This window comes from Stenotrophomonas sp. PE591 (genome assembly GCF_018320795.1).
Taxonomy (GTDB): domain Bacteria; phylum Pseudomonadota; class Gammaproteobacteria; order Xanthomonadales; family Xanthomonadaceae; genus Stenotrophomonas; species Stenotrophomonas maltophilia.
Genome location: NZ_JAAOKO010000007.1, coordinates 1 through 20239 on the forward strand (window position 1 = coordinate 1; position 20239 = coordinate 20239).

Below are 20239 nucleotides of genomic sequence, written 5' to 3' on the forward strand. Positions count from 1 at the left end.
TAACTGATACTAATGATCCGTGCGGCTTGACCATATAACCTCAAGTTGCCTTGGCTTTACGACAACGTCGTAAGAGCATCCAAGTGCACGCTACGTCACAAGAACTACGAGAGGCAGGCGCCTTATCCAGCTGTATCGGATGGCGACGCTCCAACCGCCTCCCTGGTGAAATTAGCGCTGTGGAACCACCCGATCCCATCCCGAACTCGGAAGTGAAACGCAGCTGCGCCGATGGTAGTGTGGCTCAAGCCATGCGAGAGTAGGTCATCGCCAGGGTTTACACCCAAAACCCCGCTGCTCACGCAGCGGGGTTTTTCTTTGTGCGCCCGAAATGCCGGTATTGCCGGTCGCTGGCTGGCAACCCGATGGTGTTACATCGCCCGGTAGATCCACGCCATCCGTGGATCCCCCTGCGAGGAACAGCGGCGCCAACCAAGGTTGGCTGCTACCAACAGCAGGCGCACACAGCGGTCGTTTGCCGGCCAGCGGCCGGCAACTTTGTGCGCGGTAAACACCGGGTAGTGCCGGCCGCTGGCCAGCAACCCGATGGCATTACATCGCCCGGTAGATCCACGCCATGCGTGGATACCCCCTGCGAGGAGCAGCGGTGCCAACCAAGGTTGGCCGCTACCAACAGCAGGCCAACACAGCAATCGGTTGCCGGCCAGCGGCCGGCGCTACCAGGGGCAGGTCACGCATAAAAAGACGGCGCCCTGCGGGCGCCGTCCTGATCAAACTCGAATGGAAGGCCCGGATCAGGCGACCCGCGAGACCTCGAGCGGTTCCTGCTGGCGGAATACCGAGACTGCTTCGGTCAACGTGCCGGCCTGGTTCTGCAGCTCGCGTGCGGCAGCGGTGGCTTCTTCCACCAGCGCCGCGTTCTGCTGCGTGGCCTGATCCATCTGCACCACGGTCTGGTTGATCTGCTCGATACCGATCGACTGCTCCTGCGACGCTGCAGAAATCTCGCGCATCAGGTGGCTGACATCCTCCACGCCGCCGACAATTCCCTGCATGCGCTGGCCGGCATCGGCCACCAGCTGGGCACCTTCGCCCACCTGCCGGCCCGCTTCGTCGATCAGCTTCTTGATCTCCTGTGCGGCCGCCGCCGAACGCTGCGCCAGCACGCGCACCTCGCTGGCCACCACGGCAAAGCCTCGGCCCTGCTCGCCGGCGCGTGCCGCCTCCACCGCTGCGTTCAACGCCAGGATATTGGTCTGGAAGGCAATGCCGTCGATGACGCCGGTGATGTCGCCGATCCGCTTCGAGGCACCTTCGATGGCCTGCATGGTATCCACCACCCGCTGCATGGCCGTGTTGCCGTCACTGGCAGCGTTCTGCGTGGAGGCGGCCAACGCACTGGCCTCACGCGCATGGGCGGCGTTCTGGCGCACGGTGGCGGTCAGTTCCTCCATCGATGCTGCGGTCTCCTGCAGGTGCGCTGCCTGGCGCTCGCTGCGCTCGGACAACGCGCCGTTGCCGGCGGCAATCTCGCTGGCGGCGGTACTGATCGACGCCGCGCATTCCTGGATGCGGCCGACCATGCGTGCCAACTGCCCGGCCGTGGCATTGGCATCGCGCTGGATGGCAGCGAACGCGCCGTGATACTCGCCGTGCATGCGCCGATCCAGATCGCCGTTGGCCAGTGCCGAGAGCATCTGCCGTACTTCGTTGACGGTGCTGCCGAGCGTATCGAGCAGCTGGTTGATGCCACCGGTCAGGCCATCGAGGAAGCTGGCGCCTTCAGTGGCCTGCAGGCGCTGGTCGAGGTCACCGGCCGCTGCCGCTGCGACGATGCCGGCCACGGCATTCTCCAGCGCGAGCTCATGCGTGCGGTCATGCCATTCCACGGCGAAGCCCAGGCGCACGCCCTGCGCGTCGAACACCGGTGTGACCACCTGCGCGAAGTGCACCGGGCCGATCTGCACCTTGCCGTTGTGCGCTACCTGCAGGCCGTTGAGGATCGCGCGGATGCGGTCCGGGTTGGCGTGGAAACGATGGATGCTGCTGCCGACCAGGCGCTCGGCGTCGAAATCGGGGAAGGCCTGTCGCAACGTCGCCTGCTGGTTGCGCAGCAGTGCCACCACCGAGCGGTTCACGTAGCGGATCACATGGTCGTTGTCGGCGATCATCATCGCGGTGCGCGAGGCATCGAGGGCCTGGCGGATCTGCGCGTTCTCGGCATGTGACGCGGCTTCGCGCCCACGCTGGGCCTGCACGTGGCGTGCAGTGTCGGCCAGGGCGTGGGCCAGTGAACCCGGCGCATAGGCGCCGGTATCGGCATGCGCGCCAAGATCGGCACCGGTGGCGATATCGCGTGCGAGCGCGGCAAGCCGACGCGGGCCGTGGCCGAGGGCCTCGGTCTGCTGCCGAAGGCGCAGTGCGACCTGGCCGAGGAACAGGGTCAGGCCCGCGAGCATGCCGGCCTGCAGCAGCGTCGGCCACAGCGCGGCACCGCCCTGTAGCGGTGCCAGCAGGGCGAGCGTACCGACGCCACCGGCCAGCCACACCGGAAGGCGATCGCGATGGCCCAGCAGCACGCCCAGCAGCAGGGCAATCGGCAATGCCGGCGACAGGCTGATGATCGCGCACAACACGGCCAGCTGCAGCGACAACAGCAACGCCAGACCGTTGCGGGCGATGGCCCGGCCCGCCTGGGCCCCGCCCAACCACGCGGCTGGCAGCACGGCGACGGCCGCCAACGCGGCGGCCTGCACCTGCGGGCCGCGCAGGGCCAGCGCCAGGCCAGCCAAGGCCAGTACCGCGCTGCCGATCAGCAGGCGGCGGTCAGCGCGGTGCGCGAGCTGCTGCAGGTGCGGCAGGCGGGCGGTATCGGGGGGACGGGAGGATGCAACGGACATCGGCGACTCCTGGATCAGCAGACGACAACGGCCACGCCGCGGCGCACGCAGGAGTGCGTGACCAGGGCGCGAGCCGGGAATTCGGGGAATGCGACGCGATCAGCGACGCGGAGACGGGACACCGCGGCCACATCCTGTGGGTGACGGTGCAATGGAGCAGGCATGCGGACTTCCTTGCAGAACCAGACACACGCCGCAGGCCCGACCGGACCTGCGTGCTGCGGACGCAGGGGCCCGCAACTGATGTATCGGCCGCAGACGCGCAGAGTGAAGCGCGCGGATACCTTTGCTCAGCCCGCGTTGTCGTTGCTGAAGAAGCGCAGGATCACGCCTGCGATCTGTTCCGGATCTTCCATGTGCAGGTGATGGTTGCCGGGAAACACCGCCAACCGCCCATCGCGCAGGTGCTGCAGGCGATCGCTGCGCATCGGCTCGGGGTAGTAGGACTGCGCTGGCGTGGCATAGATCACCTGCGTCGGGCAGGCGATGGCCTGCAGCAGGTTGTCGATCTGGCCTTCGCTGAGACGGATCGCAGTGGGCAGCATCAGGCGCGGATCGCTGCACCAGCGGTAGCCACCCTCGACCGGTTCCACGCCGCGCTCGACCAGCAGCCGTGCACAGTGCTCGCTGAGCTGGTTGGTCATCATCCGTGCGCGGATCGGCGCGGCGAGGTCGGGGAACACGCGCAGCTGCTTGCGTGCCAGTGCGCGCGTGGCATTCACATGCTCGCGCAGGCGGTTGGCGGTTTCTTCCTCGGGGCCGCGCAGGCCGCCGAGCGCTTCGATCGCCACCAGGCGCTCGACGCGGTCACTGACCGAGGCGGTGAGGCTGGCGATGCCGGCGCCCATCGAATGGCCGAGCAGGTTGAAGCGGTCCCAGCCCAGTGCATCGGCGACGTCGAGCACGTGGCAGATCGCGGCGGCCGTGGTGTAGTTGGCACCGGCCGGCAGATGCGCGCTGTGGCCATGACCGGGCAGGTCGATGGCAACCAGCTGCAGCGACGACAGGTGCGGCGCCAGCGGCACGAAGCTGGCCGCGTTGTCGAGCCAGCCGTGCAGGGCCAGCACGCGCGGGCCATCGCCGTGGTTGCGCAGGCCGGCGACGCGCGCGCCACCGACCTCCAGTTCAAACGGTTGCAGACTCATGCCAGCGAGGCCACGGCCAGCCGCGCAAGCGCGCGTGCGTGCTCCGGTTCGGCGTTGAGGCAGGGGATGTAGCGCATCGTCGCGCCGCGCTCGGCCAGTGTTTCGGTGAAGCCCATGGCGACCTCTTCCAGCGTCTCCAGGCAATCGGTGGCGAAGCCGGGGCACACCACGTCGATCTGCTTCACGCCGGATTCGGCCAGCGCCCACAGGCTGGGCTCGGCATACGGCTGCAGCCAGCGCTCGCGGCCGAAACGCGACTGGTAACCCATCTGCCACTCGTCCCTGCCCAGTTCCAGCGCCTTGGCGATGGCCTGTGCGCTGGCCTCGCAGCGCTGCGGATACGGATCGCCGGCATCGGCCAGGCGCTGCGGGATGCCATGGAAGGAGAACATCAGTGTCTGGCCGCGACCGTGCTGTTCCCAGTAGCGGCGGATCGAGCCGGCCACGGCCTCGACCCAGCCCGGATCGACCGAATAGTCGCGCACCAGGCTGACGGTCACGCCAGGATTGCGGCGCTGCCAAGCATCGACGCGGTCTTCAACCGAGGCAGTGGTGGTGGTGGAGTACTGCGGATACAGCGGCAGCACCACGATGCGGCGCGCACCGTCGGCTGCCAGGCGGTCGAGCTCGCTGGCCAGCGCGGGTTCGCCGTAACGCATCGCATGACGCACTGTCAGGGTCGGCAACAGGGCCTGCATGGCCTGCGCCAGCTGGCGCGTATGCACCATCAGCGGTGAGCCGTCGGGCAGCCAGACCTGGGCGTACTTGGCCGCCGAACGACTGCTGCGCAGGGGCAGGATCAGTCCGCGCAGCAGCGGCTGCCACAGCAGTGGCGGGATCGCGACCACGCGGCGGTCGGACAGGAATTCAGCCAGGTAACGGCGTACGGCGGGGGCCGTCGGCGTCTCGGGCGTGCCTAGGTTGACCGCCAGCACGGCGGTATCGGGTGCGTCGAGCATGGGCGGTATTGTCGCCGATCCGGTGTCGCGCCGGGATGCAGGGTTCGGATTGCGGGCATAGCGCGCATCAATGTGAGCAGGGAACGCTCATTGGGGATTCATGACAACGCTACTAATTTCAGTGACTTGCTATATCTTCCTATGGACTGACTTCTGGAGCCTGCCATGCGTCGCCCGATCCAAGCCCTGCTGATCGCCGCCAGCCTGCTGTCCAGCCAGGCCATGGCCGGGCCGCAGGAAGACCAGCGTGCGCGCAATGCCGTGCGCGTGCTGGCTGAAATCCAGGAAATCCCTGAACAGGGCATTCCGGATAAATTGCTGGACGAAGGCCGCGCGGTCATCGTCATTCCCGACACGATCAAGGCCGGTCTGGTCATTGGCGGTCGTCGTGGCCACGGCCTGATGTCGGTGCGCATGCCCAACGGCGCCTGGTCCAACCCGGTGTTCGTGAAGCTCACCGGCGGCAGCATCGGCTTCCAGGCCGGCGTGCAGTCCTCCGATGTGGTGCTGGTGTTCCGCAACGACCGCAGCCTGGACAACCTGGTCAACGGCAAGTTCACGCTGGGTGCCGACGCTGGCGTCGCCGCCGGTCCGGTGGGCCGCAACGCTGCTGCGGCCACCGACGGCCAGCTGAAGGCCGAGATCTGGTCCTGGTCGCGCGCCCGCGGCCTGTTTGCCGGCGTCGCGCTGGATGGCGCGGTGCTGCAGATCGACGATGCCGCCAATCTGGACGCCTACGGCAGCAACACCACGCCGCGGATGATCTTCGAAGGCCGCGCCGCCGGTTCGCCGTCGATGGATGTGGTCGCCTTCCGCGATCGCCTGGAAGAGGCCACCTACGCGGCGCGCAACAACCGCAGCGGCAACGGCGGCAGCGCGCCGCGCCCGGCTGCCGCCCCGGCAGCTGCTCCGGCGCCTGTTCAGGCAGCACCGGCTGCGCCGGCTGAGGCCACCACCGCGCCGCTGCAGAACGTGCCGCAGACCCCGCCGCCGCAGCAGCAGGGCTTCCAGCCGGTGAATGACGGCGAGATCCGTACGGAAACGCTGGGCGGAAACTGACTTTCGTCACGCGCGCCGGCTGACAGCCGGTGCGCTATGCTCGACAGCCTGATCACTAACGTAACGAGCGTCTTTATGGGCAGTTTCAGCATCTGGCATTGGTTGGTCGTGCTGGCCATCGTCCTGCTGGTGTTCGGCACCAAGCGCCTGACCAGCGGCGCCAAGGACCTCGGTTCGGCGGTCAAGGAATTCAAGAAGGGCATGCGCGACGAGGACAAGCCGAACGCGCAGCTGGGCGATGAGTCGCGCAGCCAGGACGCGTCGCGCACCGCGCAGGACGAGCACGACCGTAACGCTCGCTGATCCGGAGCGGTTGCGGTGTTCGATATCGGCTTCAGCGAACTGCTGGTGATTGCAGTGGTCGCCCTGGTGGTGCTCGGTCCCGAGCGCCTGCCCAAGGCGGCCCGCTTCGCCGGCCTGTGGGTGCGTCGCGCCCGCAATCAATGGGATTCGGTGAAACAGGAACTGGAGCGCGAACTGCAGGCCGAGGACATCAAGCGGCAGATGCAGGACGTGCGCCAGGGCATGCAGGACACCGAGAACCAGCTGCGCGCCAGCGGTGAAGCGATCCGTCGCGAAGCCCAGCAGGCGCAGCAGCAGGGCGATGACCTGGTGCAGCAAGTCCGTGCACCGGCGCCCGCGGATCTGCCGCCGCACATGAGCGCCGCGCCCGATGCCGTTGAACCAGCGCAGGACGGTGGTGCCGCCGAGCCGGTTTCGGCCGCGCCCGCTGAAACTGGTACGCCGCCGCCGGCGCAGAGCACGGAGCGCCAGCCATGAGTGAACAGGATTTCGGCGAGAGCTCGCTGGTAGAACACCTGGTGGAACTGCGCGGCCGGCTGGTGCGCGCATTGCTGGGCCTGGGCGTGGTGCTGCTGGCGCTGCTGCCGTTCACCCAGAAGCTCTACAACGCGCTGGCCGAACCGCTGGTCTCGCAGCTGCCGAACGGGCAGACGATGATCGCCACCAACCCGGCCGGTGCCTTCTTCGCACCGCTGAAGCTGACCTTCTTCGTCGCGTTGTTCGTGGCGGTACCGTGGCTGCTGTACCAGCTGTGGGCGTTCGTCGCGCCCGGTCTGTATGCACGCGAGAAGCGCCTGGCGGTGCCGCTGCTGGTGTCATCGGTGCTGCTGTTCTACACCGGTTGCGCCTTTGCGTATTTCCTGGTGCTGCCGGCGGTGTTCCACTTCCTCACCACCTTCAGCCCGGACGTGATCGCAATCACACCGGATGCGAATGCCTATCTGGACTTCGTGCTGGCGATCTTCTTCGCCTTTGGTGGCAGTTTCGAACTGCCGGTGGCGATGGTGATCCTGGTGCTGCTGGGCTGGGTGACGCCGCAGCAGTTCAAGGAAGGCCGCGGCTACGCGATCGTCGGCATCTTCGTGCTGGCGGCGGTGCTGACCCCGCCGGACGTGGTGTCGCAGCTGATGCTGGCGATTCCGATGTGCCTGCTGTACGAGCTGGGCATCCACGCCGCACGCTGGCTGGTGCCGTCGTCGGTAGTGAAGAAGCCCGCCGCCTGAAAGACAAAAAGGGGACGGAGGGGATTAAGTCGTTAAAGGCAAAAACGACTTAATCCCCTCCGTCCCCTTTTCTATCCACGCATGGCGTGGATCTACCTGCGTTCTGGTCAGGCGTGGAACACGTCGCTCGAGGTCGGCGTGGTCGGAATCGGCGGCGCCGCGCGGCTGCCGCGGTGCACGAACATCTGCTTCCATGCGGCGTAGACCGCGCCGACATACAGCGGCATCAGCACCGTGGTCAGCACCAGCTGGGCGATGAAGGCGGCGGCCAGCGGGCCACCGATCAGCATCGCGATCTGGATCACGATCACGAACAGGATGTACATGCAGAACGCGGCGATCAGGCCGAGTACGGCGAACACGAACATCGCGCCGATGTTCTCGATGCAGCCCTGCAGGCTCAGGCGCAGCGCGTGCATGCCGCTCTGCTTGTCGAACACCACCAGCGCCGGCTGGGTGAACATTGCCAGCGACAGCGCCACCGCGCTCAGGAACACCAGCAGCATCCACAGCGCGATGCGCTTGGCCGGCAGATTGGCGACCAGCGCGGCCGCATCATCCGGCTTGATCTGCTGGCCACTACGGCTGATCTCTTCCATCTTGGTCATGACCTCGCTGAAGGCGGTGAAGCCCTCGCGGCCGATCATCAGGAACAGCAGCGCGCCCAGCAGCAGCACCGCCAGCACCTGGATCGCCAGCGGCACCAGCAGGTGGCTGACGCGGTGGTCGCGGATCGGCTGCAGCAGGTGCGAGGCCAGGCCCGGGCGGCCTTCATCGATCTCGCCCACGGCATACAGCATGCCGCCGAACATGATCGGCGAAATGGCCAGCGTCATAAGCTGCACGGCCATGCCGGCAGCGCCGGGAATCAGCGTCGACAACAGCGTGACCACCCAGCTCACCAGCAGCCAGGTCAGGCCGATCCGGGCCAGCTGCAGCGGCGCACGCCGGTACAGCGAGAACGTATCCAGCAACCACTGGGCGCCCGCCGAAGCCGGCAGCTTGCGAATCTCTTTCATGGACATCCGGGAAGGACAGGAGGGGGCCGGGCGGCTGCCCGTGCCGCCGATTATCCCTGTTTTGCCGCCGGCTGGGCTGAAGACAGCCGCGCCTGGCGGACGAAGCGGCGCAACAGCTGGCGGGCCAGCGGCGCGGCACTGACCGCGCGCTCGATGCTGCGGGCGCAGCCGCCATGGCGGCCGATGCAGTCGGCGCGGGCACGCACGTAGCCACGCATGTGATGGGTGGCGAACTCCGGATGGAACTGCACGCCCCAGGCCTGGCGGCCCCAGCGGAAGGCATGGCAGCCATCCAGCGGTGAACGGGCCAGCACCTCGGCACCATCGGGCGCGCGCAGCACGGTCTGCAGATGGGTGGCATGGGCGGCAAAGTGCTGCGGCAGGCCCTGGAACAGCGGGTCCTGCGCGGCCTGCGGCTGCAGTTCCAGTTCGATCGTGCCGGACTCGCGGCCGGCCGGGTTGTAGGCCACCTCGCCACCCAGCGCATGTGCCAGCAGCTGATGGCCGTAGCAGATGCCGAATACCGGCAGGTCGTCGTGGGCGGTCTGGCGCAGCCACGCGGCGCTGCGCTCGCTCCAGTCGGCATGGTCGGTGACGAAGGCGGCCGAGCCGGTCACCAGCACGCCGGCGAAGGCATGAGGGTCGGGCAGGGCGCCACCGTGCTCGACATCGACCACCACCGTCTCGTGTTCTTCCAGCCCGGCGGCGACGCGGATCCAGTGCGGAAAGCGCCCGTAGCGGCGCAATGACGGCACCGGTCGGCCGGTTTCAAGGATCAGGAACGGGGCTGGGTTCATCCGGGGGCGGCAGCACTGACAGGACTTCCTCGATTGTAGTCAGCCCCTGCGCCACCTTTTCAAGCCCGGCCTGGCGCAGGGTTCGCAGCCCTTCAGCCCGCGCGGCACGGGTGAAACCGGCCAGGTCCATGTCGGCGCGGATCTGCCCGCGCAGCCGCGAACCCAATGGCAGCAACTCATACAGCCCGATGCGGCCGAGGAATCCGGTGCGCCGGCATTCCAGGCAACCGACCGGCCGACAGGGCGTGGCGGCATCTGGATATGCAGCATGGCTATCAGCCAGCACCGCCCAATCGGCCGCGCCGAGGCTGTGTGGCTGCTTGCAGTGCGGGCACAGCGTGCGCACCAGGCGCTGGGCGAGGATGCCGTTGAGGGTGCTGGCCAGCAGGTAATGCGGCACGCCCAGGTCAAGCAGGCGGGTGACCGCCGAGGGCGCGTCGTTGGTATGCAGGGTGGACAGCACCAGGTGGCCGGTCAGCGAGGCCTGCACCGCCATCTGCGCAGTCTCCAGGTCGCGGATCTCGCCGATCATGATGATGTCCGGGTCCTGCCGCAGCAGGGTGCGCACGCCGCTGGCGAAGTCCAGGTCGATGTTGGCCTGCACCTGCATCTGGTTGAACTCGGGCGCGATCATCTCGATCGGATCCTCCACCGTGCACACGTTCACGTCCGGCGTGGCCAGCCGCTTCAGCGTGGAATACAGGGTGGTGGTCTTGCCCGAGCCGGTCGGGCCGGTGACCAGCACGATGCCGTGCGGGCGCTCGACCAGCGCATTCCAGCCGGCGGCCTCCTGCGGGCTGAAACCGAGCTGGTCGATGCTCTTGAACGCGGCATCTGGGTCGAAGATGCGCATCACGCACTTCTCGCCGAAGGCGGTGGGCATGGTCGACAGGCGCATCTCGACCTCGCGGCCACCCGGCGAGCGGGTCTTGATGCGGCCATCCTGCGGGCGCCGGCGCTCGGCCAGGTCCATGCGGCCCAGCACCTTGATGCGGCTGACCACGGCGGTCATCACCGCTGGCGGTACTTCGAACACCTTGTGCAGCACGCCGTCGATGCGGAAGCGCATGCGCCCCATCTCGCGGCGCGGCTCCAGGTGGATGTCCGAGGCGCGCTGTTCGTAGGCGTACTGCAGCAGCCAGTCGACGATGTGCACGATGTGCTGGTCGTCGGCATTGACGTCGCCGGTGCGGCCCAGCTCCACCAGCTGCTCGAAGCTGGGCAGGGTGGTGCTGGCCTCGCCGCGCACATCGCCACGGGCGCCGCGCACCGAGCGGGTCACCCCGTAGAACTCCATGGTGTAACGGTGCAGGTCCAGCGGGTTGACCACCGCCAGCTCGATGCGGCGGCGGGTCAGGTGCTGCAGGTCACGACGCCATTCCTGCACCAGCGGCTCGCTGGTGGCTACCAGCACGCGCTCGGCATCCACCGCCAGCGGCAGGAAGCGGTGGCGGCGGGCGTAGGCATGCGACACCAGCGCGGTCACCGCAGCGACGTCCACCCGGGTCGGGTCGATGCGCAGGTAACGGCTGCCGGTGCGCTGCGCCAGCCACTCGGTCAGGCGTTCCAGGGTCAGTTCGCCGCCGCCGGTGGCGGTCAGCTTGAGGTTGGACAGCAGCACCAGCGGATGCACTTCACTGGCGTTGCGCGCGCCCTGTGCGGAAAACCGCATGCGCTCGCGGTCCTGCTCGGCCACCAGGCCATCGGCGGTCAGGGCCGCGGCAATCTGCTCGAAATGCAGCCGTCCCCAGGGCAGCGGGACGCCGTCCGCCTCGCCGGGCGTGCCTGCCGGCAGCCGATGTTCCATCTGCCTGCTCCTCCCGGGTACGGAATGCCCCGCAGGTCGGCCGTTATACTAGCGCACCCCCTTGCCGGCCAAGACTCGTACGCATGTCCGCGACCCCGACCGTTCCGATCACCTTCCAGGGCCTGATCCAGACCCTGAACCAGTTCTGGGCCCAGCAGGGCTGCGTGCTCATCCAGCCGCTCGACCTGGAGGTGGGCGCCGGTACCTTCCACCCGGCCACCTTCCTGCGTGCGATCGGTCCGGAAGGCTGGAATGCGGCCTACGTGCAGCCGTCGCGGCGCCCGACCGATGGCCGTTACGGTGAGAACCCGAACCGCCTGCAGCGCTACTACCAGTACCAGGTGGCGATGAAGCCGGCGCCGGACAACATCCAGCAGCTGTACCTGGATTCGCTGAAGGCACTGGGCATCGACCCGCTGGTGCACGACCTGCGCTTCGTCGAGGACAACTGGGAATCGCCGACGCTGGGCGCGTGGGGCCTGGGCTGGGAAGTCTGGCTCAATGGCATGGAAGTGACCCAGTTCACCTACTTCCAGCAGGCCGGTGGCCTGGAATGCCGCCCGGTGCTGGGCGAGATCACCTACGGTCTCGAGCGCCTATGCATGTACCTGCAGAACTGCGACAACGTCTACGACCTGGTCTGGACCTACGGCCCGGACGGCCAGCCGGTGACCTACGGTGACGTCTACCACCAGAACGAGGTGGAGCAGAGCACCTACAACTTCGAATACGCCGACGTGGAAGAAATGTTCCACCGTTTCGACGCCTGCGAGCGTGAGGCGCAGAAGCTGGTGGAAGTGAACCTGCCGCTGCCGGCCTACGAGCAGGTGATGAAGGCCAGCCACACCTTCAACCTGCTGGATGCGCGCCGTGCGATCAGCGTGACCGAGCGCCAGCGCTACATCCTGCGCGTGCGCGCGCTGGCCCAGGCGGTGGCCAGGGCCTACTACGAGCAGCGCGAGAAGCTGGGCTTCCCGGGCGCGAAGAAGGCCTGACGGCCCTCCCGCACCGACCCGCTTTTCATCAACTACCCGGGGCGCCGGACGCGTTGCGCGCTGCGCCCCCACCACAGGATCGAACCGATGAGCCAACTTTCCCCCCTGCTGATCGAACTGGGCACCGAGGAACTGCCGGTCAAGGCGCTGCCGGGCCTGGCCCAGGCGTTCTTCGACGGTGTCGTCGAAGGCCTGCGCAAGCGCGGCGTCGCGCTGGAACTGGGCGATGCGCGCCCGCTGTCGACCCCGCGCCGACTGGCCGTGCTGCTGCCGGGCGTCGGCCTGGAACAGCCGGAGCAGCACAGCGAAGTGCTGGGCCCGTACCTGAACATTGCGCTGGACGCCGAAGGCCAGCCGACCAAGGCGTTGCAGGGCTTCGCCGCCAAGGCCGGGATCGACTGGACCGCGCTGGAGAAGACCACCGACAACAAGGGCGAGCGCTTCGTGCACCGCGCGGTGACCCCGGGCGCGAGCACCGCCAGCCTGCTGCCGGAGATCCTGCGCGAGGCGATCGCGGCGATGCCGATTCCCAAGCCGATGCGCTGGGGCGACCACGCCTGGGGCTTCGCGCGCCCGGCGCACTGGCTGGTGCTGCTGCACGGCGCCAACGTGGTCGAGGCCGAACTGTTCGGCCTGCAGGCCGGCCGCGTCAGCCGTGGCCATCGCTTCCACCATGACCAGGCGGTGTCGCTGTCGCAGCCGCAGGACTACGTTGAAGCGCTGCGCGCCGCGTTCGTGCTGGTCGACCCGAGCGAGCGCCGCGCGCGCATCGTCGCCGAGGTCGAGGCCGCTGCGGCCAAGGCCGGTGGCAGCGCCCGCATCACCGACGACAACCTGGAGCAGGTGGTGAACCTGGTCGAATGGCCGTCGGCGGTGCTGTGCAGCTTCGAGCGCGCGTTCCTGGCGGTGCCGCAGGAAGCGCTGATCGAGACGATGGAGATCAACCAGAAGTTCTTCCCGGTGCTGGATGCCGCAGGCACGCTGACCGAGAAGTTCATCGGCATCGCCAACATCGAATCGAAGAACGTGGCCGAAGTGGCCAAGGGCTACGAGCGGGTGATCCGTCCGCGGTTCGCCGATGCCAAGTTCTTCTTCGACGAGGACCTGAAGCAGGGCCTGGTGTCGATGGGTGAGGGGCTGAAGACGGTGACCTACCAGGCCAAGCTGGGCAGCGTGGCCGACAAGGTGGCGCGCGTGGCTGCATTGGCCGAAGTGATCGCACCCCAGGTCGGTGCCGATGCCGCGCAGGCCAGGCGGGCTGCCGAACTGGCCAAGAACGACCTGCAGTCGCGCATGGTCAACGAGTTCCCGGAGCTGCAGGGCATCGCCGGCCGCCACTACGCCGTGGCCGGTGGCGAATCGGCCGAGGTGGCGCTGGCCATCGACGAGGCCTACCAGCCGCGCTTCGGTGGTGATGACATCGCGCTGTCGCCGCTGGGCAAGGTACTGGCGATTGCCGAACGCGTGGACACCCTGGCCGGCGGCTTCGCCGTAGGCCTGAAGCCGACCGGCAACAAGGACCCGTTCGCCCTGCGCCGCAATGCGCTGGGCCTGGCCCGCACGATCATCGAAAGCGGCTTCGAGCTGGACCTGCGCGCACTGCTGGCCAGTGCCAACGCCGGCCTGGCCGCACGCAACGTGCAGGCCGACGTCGGCGAGCTGTACGACTTCATCCTCGACCGCCTGAAGGGTTACTACGGCGACAAGAACGTGCCAGCCACGCACTTCAATGCGGTGGCCGAACTGAAGCCTGTCTCGCTGTATGACTTCGACCGCCGCCTGGACGCGATCGGCACCTTCGCCGCGCTGCCGGAAGCCGAGGCACTGGCTGCGGCCAACAAGCGCATCCGCAATATCCTCCGCAAGGCTGAAGGCGACATTCCGGCCCAGATCGACCCGGCGCTGCTGCAGGAAGACGCCGAGCGCGCGCTGGCTGAAGCGGTCACTGCGGCCATCGACGACACCGGCGCCAGCCTGCATCAGAAGGATTACGTTGCAGTACTGGCGCGCCTGGCCCGCCTGCGCCCGCAGGTCGACGCGTTCTTCGATGGCGTGATGGTCAATGCGGAAGATCCGGCGCTGCGTGGCAACCGCCTGGCGCTGCTGACGATGCTGGGCGAGCGCCTGGGCAAGGTGGCAGCGATCGAGCATCTGTCGAGCTGATGCCCGTATCGGTAGTGCCGGCCGCTGGCCGGCATTGCCACCGCGCATCGCATCGACCTGTGGATTGCCGGCCAGCGGCCTGCACTACCGGATTACCGCTGGCGGATGTCCATCGGGGTCATCGCCGGCATCGCGCACGATGCCGGCATCCTCGGCTGCGATCACGAGGATCGCCACAAAGGCGCGTATTTTGACCGCCACTTAACAACCGATCCCGAATGACGTGATGCATTTCGCATCGTCACCTTCGGTCGGTATGCTGTGCCGCATGCAGCCAAAGAAATACGCCCTGCCGCTGATGGTCCTGTCGCTGGCCGCCACCTCCGTGGCCCACGCGCGCGGCACCATCGACAAGGTGGACATCAAGGGATTGGACAAGGGCGACGACGCCGCGATCATCGAGAACATCCAGGAATCGCTGTCGCTGTACGGCACGATCGGCAAGGAACAGGGCGAATCGCGCCTGGAGTACCTGCTGTCACAGGCCGAGCGGCAGACCCGCCAGGCACTGGAACCCTTCGGGTACTACAACCCGGTGATCAAGGTCGAGGCGCCGCGCGAGGACGAGCATGTGCGGGTGCTGATCCATGTCGACAAGGGCACCCCGGTGACCGTTCGCCGTGAGCACATCGACATCACCGGGCCGGCGATGTATGACCAGTACCTGCAGGACGACCTGGCCGCATTCAAGCCCCGCAAGGGCCAGCGCTTCGAGCACACACAGTACGAAGCCAGCAAGATCACCATCACCCGTCGCCTGGCCGAGCGTGGCTACTTCGATGCCGACTACACCCAGCGCCAGGTGCAGATCACCCGCGCCGACAACGCGGCCGACATCGACCTGACCTGGGACAGCGGCCGCCGCTACAACATGGGGCCGGTGCGTTTCGAGCAGGATTACTTCGTCGACAAGCTGTTCGACCCGCTGGTGTACTGGGAACAGGGCAGCTACTTCCACGAGGGCAAGCTGGACCGGCTGCGCGAGTCGCTGACCAAGCTGGACTACTTCAGCGTGATCGACATCCAGCCACGGCCCGACCAGGCCGATGCCAACGGCGAAGTGCCGGTGGATGTGAAGCTGACCCGCGCCAAGCGCACCATCTATACCGCGGGTCTGAGCTACGGCAGCGAGAGTGGCCCGGGTGTGCGCGGCGGCATCGAGCGGCGGTTCCTGAACAACCGCGGCCACAAGATGAACACGCAGCTGGACTATGCGCAGAAGCGCAAGAGCCTGGTGACCAGCTACCGCATCCCCGCCTTCAACTGGCTTGACGGCTGGTACACCTTCGCCGCCAGTGCGTATGACGAGCAGACCGATTACATCGACCTGCGCAACTTCAAGCTGATCGCCAGCCGCAGCGGCGAGATCAACGAGCACTGGACCGCGATCGCCTCGATCAACGCACTGCGCGAGCGTTGGCGCTATGCCTCCGGCACTGAATTCACCGATGCCGTCTACAACACCTCGACGCTGGTGTACCCGCAGATGGTTGCCGACTACGTCAACGTTGACGACGAGATGTTCCCGCGCAAGGGCATCAGCGGTACTGCGACGATGCGTGCCGGCGTTGAAGGTGCCGGCTCGGACACCAGCTTCGTGCAGGCCAACGCCGTGCTGCGCTGGTACATCCCGGTGGGTGAAAGCAACCGCCTGATCCTGCGCGGCGAGGGGGGTACCACCTGGACCAGCGATCTGGTGGCGATGCCGCCGAGCCTGCGCTACTTCGCGGGCGGTGACCGCAGCATCCGCGGTTACGCCTACCGCGAAGTCGGCCCGCGCACACCCAAACCCGACAAATACGCGCTGGGCGCCAAGAACCTGGTGATCGGCTCGGCCGAGTACGAGCACTACTTCAATGGCGGCCCGTGGGGCGCGGCGGTGTTCGTCGATACCGGCAGCGCCTTCGACAACACCATTGATCTGCACACCGGCGTCGGCTTCGGCGTGCGCTGGAAATCGCCGGTGGGCCCGGTGCGCGTGGATATCGCGCATGGCCTGAACAATCCGGATTCGCAGTTCCAGCTTTACCTCAACATCGGAGCGGACCTGTGAGCACGCCCGCACCCACCCCGAACACGCCGCCGCCGCGCGTGCGTTTCTACCGCCGCCGCCGCTTCTGGGCGTGGTCCGGCGTGGGCGTGATCGGCCTGGTGCTGCTGGCGTTGCTGGCGGTGTACTGGCTGCTGCAGACCGTGGCCGGCCGCGATGTGCTGCTGGCACAGGTGGTGGCGCGGCTGCCGGTGGGCGCCAGCTTCACCTGGGACAAGGTGGACGGCCCGGTGGCCGGTCCGCTGACCCTGTACAACGTCGACTTCCGCTACGACGACATCCATTTCCACGCCGAGCGCGCGCACCTGGAGCCGGACCTGCGCCCGCTGCTGGGCCGCAAGCTGCTGCTGGACAAGCTGGAGCTGACCAACGCGACGCTGAACCTGGCCAAGAGTGACGAGCCGTTCAAGCTGCCGTCGTGGCCCGATTCGCTGCCGCAGATCGAAATGCCGCTGGCGATCCAGGCCGATGCCATTGCCATCGACGGCTTCCGCATCAGCCAGGCCAACGAGCCGGTGATCGACATCAGCCGTGTGCGGGGTGGCATCGAGATCGCCAATGGCGAGTTCCAGGCGCACAAACTGGTCGTGGACAGCGACATGGGCAATTTCACCGCCCAGGGCCGCTACATCCCGGCCAAGGACGACGACACCGACGTGACCGTCACCGCAGTGTTGCCGGCCCCGCGTGGCCGTACCGCAGCGACGGTGGGGCTGGTGGCACGCGGTGATCTGGCGCACATGGAAGTGGCCGTAGCCGGGCGCGCGCCGAAGCCGCTGCACGCGATGCTGGTGTTCGATGGCCGCACCGATCCGAGCTGGAGCGCCAGCATCCGCAGCGACGAACTGGATCTGGCGCTGCTGTCGCCGGCACTGGCCAGCTCGGCGATCGCACCACTCGCACTGGACTTCACCGCGGCTGGCAAGGGCGGCAACGCCAACCTGCGTGGCAAGGTGAAGCAGGGTGATCAGGAGCTGGAGCTGGCACCGTCGGTGGTGTCGCTGCAGGACCAGGTGCTGAAGGTGTCGCCCCTGCTGGTGAAAGGGCTTGGCGGTGAGGCACGGCTGGAAGGCACCGCCGACTTCAGCCAGGAAGACCAGCAGAAACTCAATTTCTCGGTGGTCGCCCATGACCTGACCTACGTGCCGGCGCCCGATCCGAACACGGCCGGCAGCGCACCGGTGCCGGTCACCCTGAAGGAAGCGCGCTTCGGCCTGGCCGGTACCTTGAAGGCGTGGGCCGCGATCGGCCGTGCCGATGTCGAACGCGAAAAGCAGAAGGCACAGCTACAGTTCGACGTACGCGGCAATGACCAGGCCGCGTCAATCCATCAGCTGCAGGCGCAGACGCCGGGTGGGCAGCTGCAGGTGGAAGGCCAGGTGGCGTGGGCACCGCAACTGGACTGGGATGCCAAGGCCACGCTGAAGGACTTCGACCCCGGCTATTTCGTGCCGGGCTGGAACGGCCGCCTGTCCGGCAACCTGGCCTCCAAGGGCCGCCAGCTGCCGCCGCCGGCAAACGCGCCGCCGGGCACCGCCGGCACGCTGGAAGCCACCGTCGACCTGCCGTCGCTGAAGGGCATACTGCGCCAGCGCAATCTCGACGCACAGGGCAAGTTCGCGCTGCAGGGCGCGCAGGGCCAGGGCGATCTGAAGCTGTCGCTGGGCAGCAGCCGGGTGACCGCGTCGGGCAAGGTGGGTGATCGCCTCGACATCGACGCGCGTTTCGAACCGCTGCAGCTGAGCGATCTGCTGCCCGGCGCCGATGGCGGCCTGCGTGGACAGGTACAGGTGAAGGGCCCGCGCGATGCGCCGGACATCACTGCCGACCTGGTCGGCAACAACCTCAACTGGGACGGCTACGGCGCCGAGAGCGTGAGCATCAAGGGCCACCTGCCGTGGCGCGGCGACAGCGGCACGCTGGCGGTGCAGGGCCAGCAGGTCAACGCCGGCATGCTGCTGGAGCGCTTGAACGTGGATGCGCAGGGCAGCGTGTCCAACCTGCGCCTGGCTGCGCAGACCCGCAATGAGATGGGCGCGATCGAGCTGCAGGGCAGCGTCCGCCAACAGGGCGCGCAGTGGCGCGGCGAACTGGCGTCGCTGCGTATCGCACCGGTGAAGGGCGATGCCTGGTCGTTGCGTGCACCGGCGGCGTTCGCGATCAACGGCAGCACCTACACCCTGTCCGAAGCCTGCCTGGCCGCGGCCAGCAGCGGCGCGCTGTGCGCACAGGCCAACTGGCCGCGTGAGGGCCTGGTGGTGCGCAGTGATGCGCTGCCGCTGGCGCTGGTGCAGCCGTGGCTGCCGCCGCAGTCCGGCCGCCGCATCTACCTGCGTGGCGATGTCAGCCTGGACGCGCAGATCCGCCCGCGCGGCAATGCCTGGGAAGGCCATGTAGAGGTGCGCTCGAAGGAAGGCGGCGTGCGCCTGGGCGAGAACCGCAACACCGTGGGGGATACCACCCGCGGCGAGCTGGTGCGTTATGACCAGTTCTCGCTCAAGCTCGACATGACCCCGGCCAGCATCAAGGGCTACCTGGGCATGGGCTTCCAGGGCAACGGCTTCGTCGATGCCAGGATGCAGACCGGCTGGGAAGCCAGTGCGCCGCTGAACGGCGAGCTCTACCTCAACATGTCGCGGCTGTACTGGCTGGAGCTGTTCTCGCCGGACATCGTGCGCCCGACCGGCCTGATCGAGGGCCACGTCAGCCTGCGCGGTACGCGCGGCCAGCCATCGCTGGGCGGTGACGCCCAGCTGAGCAACTTCAAGGGCGAATTCCCCGCGCTGGGCCTGACCTTCGACCAGGGCAAGGGCAGCTTCGTGGCCCAGCCCGACGGTTCGGCAAAGATCACCGCGCAGGCCAACTCGGGCCAGGGCACGCTCTACGTGGATGGTGGCCTGTCGTGGTTTGGTGATGCACAGCCGCTGCAGCTGAAGATCCACGGCGAGAACGTGCTGCTGTCCAACACCAGCGAGCTGCGCATCGTCGCCAACCCCAACCTCGACTTCACCCTGGCCAAGGCGGCGATGGAGCTGCGCGGCACCGTGCACGTGCCCGAGGCCGACATCGATCTCGAACGCCTGGATCGTGGCACCTCGGTGTCCGAGGACGTGGTGGTGCTGGACCCGGCCGACCCGGAAGAGTCGCGCACCTCGCCGCTGGACATGGACCTGACCGTCAGCCTTGGCGACAAGGTCAAGATGACCGGCTTCGGCCTGAAGGGCGCGCTGACCGGCAAGATGCAGGTCTGGGCCAAGCCTGGCCGCGAAATGACCGCCAATGGTGGCCTGGAAGTGAGTGGTCGCTACAAGGCATACGGGCAGGACCTGACCATCACCCGTGGCAACCTCACCTGGAACTACAACGCGGTGTCCGACCCGCGCATCAACATCCGTGCCGAGCGCCGGATCGGTGATGTCACCGCCGGCATCGACGTGACCGGGCGTGCGCAGCAGCCGCGCGCGGACGTGTGGTCCGAGCCGGCGATGTCGCAGTCCGAGGCACTGGCCTACCTGGTGCTGGGGCGCAGCCTGACCGGTGCCAGCAGCGACCAGGCCCAGCAGGTCAACGCGGCCTCGGCGGCGCTCTCGGCTGGCAGCGGCCTGCTGGCCTCGCAGCTGGGCGCCAAGCTGGGCCTGGACGATGCCGGCGTGAGCCAGTCGCGCGCGCTGGGCGGCTCGGTGATTGGCGTCGGCAAGTACATCTCGCCCAAGCTGTACGTCGGCTACGGCGTGTCGCTGGTCGGTGCCGGTTCGGTGATCACGCTGAAGTACCTGCTGCGTCGTGGCTTCGACGTGGAAGTGGAGTCGAGCACGGTGGAAAACCGTGGGTCGATCAACTGGCGGCGGGAGAAGTAAC

At 67.5% G+C, this 20239-nt stretch carries 14 protein-coding genes and 1 rRNA gene; 9 read left to right on the forward strand and 6 right to left on the reverse strand.

Features of this window, described 5'->3' with window-relative positions; translation table 11 throughout:
• Window positions 1–161: 161 nt before the first annotated feature.
• Window positions 162–276: ribosomal RNA gene (rrf, locus tag JLDANKMP_RS15925) — 5S ribosomal RNA — on the forward strand.
• 479 nt (window positions 277–755) lie between these two features.
• Here rrf and JLDANKMP_RS15930 read toward each other — a convergent pair.
• The 3 genes from JLDANKMP_RS15930 to hemH form a co-directional block, all read right to left on the reverse strand.
• Complete coding sequence (locus JLDANKMP_RS15930) at window positions 756–2861, reverse strand: methyl-accepting chemotaxis protein (RefSeq protein ID WP_062605299.1); 2106 nt, start codon at window positions 2859–2861, stop codon at window positions 756–758.
• Between the two features lie 290 nt (window positions 2862–3151).
• Window positions 3152–4006 (reverse strand): alpha/beta hydrolase, encoded by an 855-nt coding sequence (locus tag JLDANKMP_RS15935; protein WP_062605301.1) that lies wholly within the window; start codon window positions 4004–4006, stop codon window positions 3152–3154.
• A complete protein-coding gene (gene hemH, locus JLDANKMP_RS15940; RefSeq protein WP_062605303.1) occupies window positions 4003–4965 on the reverse strand; it encodes a ferrochelatase in 963 nt (320 codons plus the stop codon). Before hemH ends, JLDANKMP_RS15935 begins: the two co-directional genes overlap by 4 nt.
• Before the next feature lie 165 nt (window positions 4966–5130).
• Here hemH and JLDANKMP_RS15945 point away from each other — a divergent pair, with 165 nt between their 5' ends.
• The 4 genes from JLDANKMP_RS15945 to tatC all read left to right on the forward strand — a co-directional run bounded on the left by JLDANKMP_RS15945 (window position 5131) and on the right by tatC (window position 7550).
• Window positions 5131–6024: a YSC84-related protein gene (locus JLDANKMP_RS15945; protein ID WP_005411678.1), complete on the forward strand. Its 894-nt coding sequence runs from the start codon at window positions 5131–5133 to the stop codon at window positions 6022–6024.
• 75 nt (window positions 6025–6099) lie between these two features.
• On the forward strand, window positions 6100–6327 hold the full coding sequence (gene tatA / locus JLDANKMP_RS15950) for a Sec-independent protein translocase subunit TatA (RefSeq protein WP_005420453.1): 228 nt from the start codon (window positions 6100–6102) through the stop codon (window positions 6325–6327).
• 15 nt (window positions 6328–6342) lie between these two features.
• A complete protein-coding gene (tatB, locus tag JLDANKMP_RS15955; protein WP_111193561.1) occupies window positions 6343–6804 on the forward strand; it encodes a Sec-independent protein translocase protein TatB in 462 nt (153 codons plus the stop codon).
• A complete protein-coding gene (gene tatC, locus JLDANKMP_RS15960; RefSeq protein WP_005411675.1) occupies window positions 6801–7550 on the forward strand; it encodes a twin-arginine translocase subunit TatC in 750 nt (249 codons plus the stop codon). Before tatB ends, tatC begins: the two co-directional genes overlap by 4 nt.
• A gap of 107 nt (window positions 7551–7657) precedes the next feature.
• Here the strand turns inward: tatC and JLDANKMP_RS15965 are convergent, their stop codons facing one another.
• From JLDANKMP_RS15965 to JLDANKMP_RS15975, 3 genes are read right to left on the reverse strand one after another with little or no spacing between them, the layout of a single operon-like run.
• Entirely contained in the window at window positions 7658–8569 is a 912-nt protein-coding gene (locus tag JLDANKMP_RS15965) for a BPSS1780 family membrane protein (RefSeq protein WP_024957777.1), read from the reverse strand.
• Window positions 8570–8619: 50 nt separating this feature from the next.
• Complete coding sequence (locus JLDANKMP_RS15970; RefSeq protein ID WP_033835362.1) at window positions 8620–9366, reverse strand: glutamine amidotransferase; 747 nt, start codon at window positions 9364–9366, stop codon at window positions 8620–8622.
• On the reverse strand, window positions 9338–11173 hold the full coding sequence (locus JLDANKMP_RS15975; RefSeq protein ID WP_049397059.1) for a GspE/PulE family protein: 1836 nt from the start codon (window positions 11171–11173) through the stop codon (window positions 9338–9340). The genes JLDANKMP_RS15970 and JLDANKMP_RS15975 overlap by 29 nt, the downstream gene beginning before the upstream one ends.
• 83 nt (window positions 11174–11256) lie before the next feature.
• On the opposite strand from JLDANKMP_RS15975, the gene glyQ reads away from it, so the two are divergent.
• The 4 genes from glyQ to JLDANKMP_RS15995 all read left to right on the forward strand — a co-directional run bounded on the left by glyQ (window position 11257) and on the right by JLDANKMP_RS15995 (window position 20238).
• Entirely contained in the window at window positions 11257–12168 is a 912-nt protein-coding gene (gene glyQ / locus JLDANKMP_RS15980) for a glycine--tRNA ligase subunit alpha (protein WP_033835361.1), read from the forward strand.
• Window positions 12169–12255: 87 nt separating this feature from the next.
• Complete coding sequence (gene glyS, locus JLDANKMP_RS15985) at window positions 12256–14331, forward strand: glycine--tRNA ligase subunit beta (RefSeq protein WP_212561618.1); 2076 nt, start codon at window positions 12256–12258, stop codon at window positions 14329–14331.
• Window positions 14332–14587: 256 nt separating this feature from the next.
• Window positions 14588–16384 (forward strand): autotransporter assembly complex family protein, encoded by a 1797-nt coding sequence (locus tag JLDANKMP_RS15990; protein WP_212561687.1) that lies wholly within the window; start codon window positions 14588–14590, stop codon window positions 16382–16384.
• Window positions 16381–20238: a translocation/assembly module TamB domain-containing protein gene (locus tag JLDANKMP_RS15995; RefSeq protein WP_212561619.1), complete on the forward strand. Its 3858-nt coding sequence runs from the start codon at window positions 16381–16383 to the stop codon at window positions 20236–20238. The genes JLDANKMP_RS15990 and JLDANKMP_RS15995 overlap by 4 nt, the downstream gene beginning before the upstream one ends.
• Window position 20239: the final 1 nt, after the last annotated feature.

What these genes read in the sequence shown, in the direction of transcription:
- JLDANKMP_RS15930 (WP_062605299.1), bottom strand. Translation starts at nt 2,861, where the DNA reads ATGTCCGTTGCATCCTCCCGTCCCCCCGATACCGCCCGCCTGCCGCAC.
- JLDANKMP_RS15935 (WP_062605301.1), bottom strand. Translation starts at nt 4,006, where the DNA reads ATGAGTCTGCAACCGTTTGAACTGGAGGTCGGTGGCGCGCGCGTCGCC.
- hemH (WP_062605303.1), bottom strand. Translation starts at nt 4,965, where the DNA reads ATGCTCGACGCACCCGATACCGCCGTGCTGGCGGTCAACCTAGGCACG.
- JLDANKMP_RS15945 (WP_005411678.1), top strand. Translation starts at nt 5,131, where the DNA reads ATGCGTCGCCCGATCCAAGCCCTGCTGATCGCCGCCAGCCTGCTGTCC.
- tatA (WP_005420453.1), top strand. Translation starts at nt 6,100, where the DNA reads ATGGGCAGTTTCAGCATCTGGCATTGGTTGGTCGTGCTGGCCATCGTC.
- tatC (WP_005411675.1), top strand. Translation starts at nt 6,801, where the DNA reads ATGAGTGAACAGGATTTCGGCGAGAGCTCGCTGGTAGAACACCTGGTG.
- JLDANKMP_RS15965 (WP_024957777.1), bottom strand. Translation starts at nt 8,569, where the DNA reads ATGAAAGAGATTCGCAAGCTGCCGGCTTCGGCGGGCGCCCAGTGGTTG.
- JLDANKMP_RS15970 (WP_033835362.1), bottom strand. Translation starts at nt 9,366, where the DNA reads ATGAACCCAGCCCCGTTCCTGATCCTTGAAACCGGCCGACCGGTGCCG.
- JLDANKMP_RS15975 (WP_049397059.1), bottom strand. Translation starts at nt 11,173, where the DNA reads ATGGAACATCGGCTGCCGGCAGGCACGCCCGGCGAGGCGGACGGCGTC.
- glyQ (WP_033835361.1), top strand. Translation starts at nt 11,257, where the DNA reads ATGTCCGCGACCCCGACCGTTCCGATCACCTTCCAGGGCCTGATCCAG.
- glyS (WP_212561618.1), top strand. Translation starts at nt 12,256, where the DNA reads ATGAGCCAACTTTCCCCCCTGCTGATCGAACTGGGCACCGAGGAACTG.
- JLDANKMP_RS15990 (WP_212561687.1), top strand. Translation starts at nt 14,588, where the DNA reads ATGCTGTGCCGCATGCAGCCAAAGAAATACGCCCTGCCGCTGATGGTC.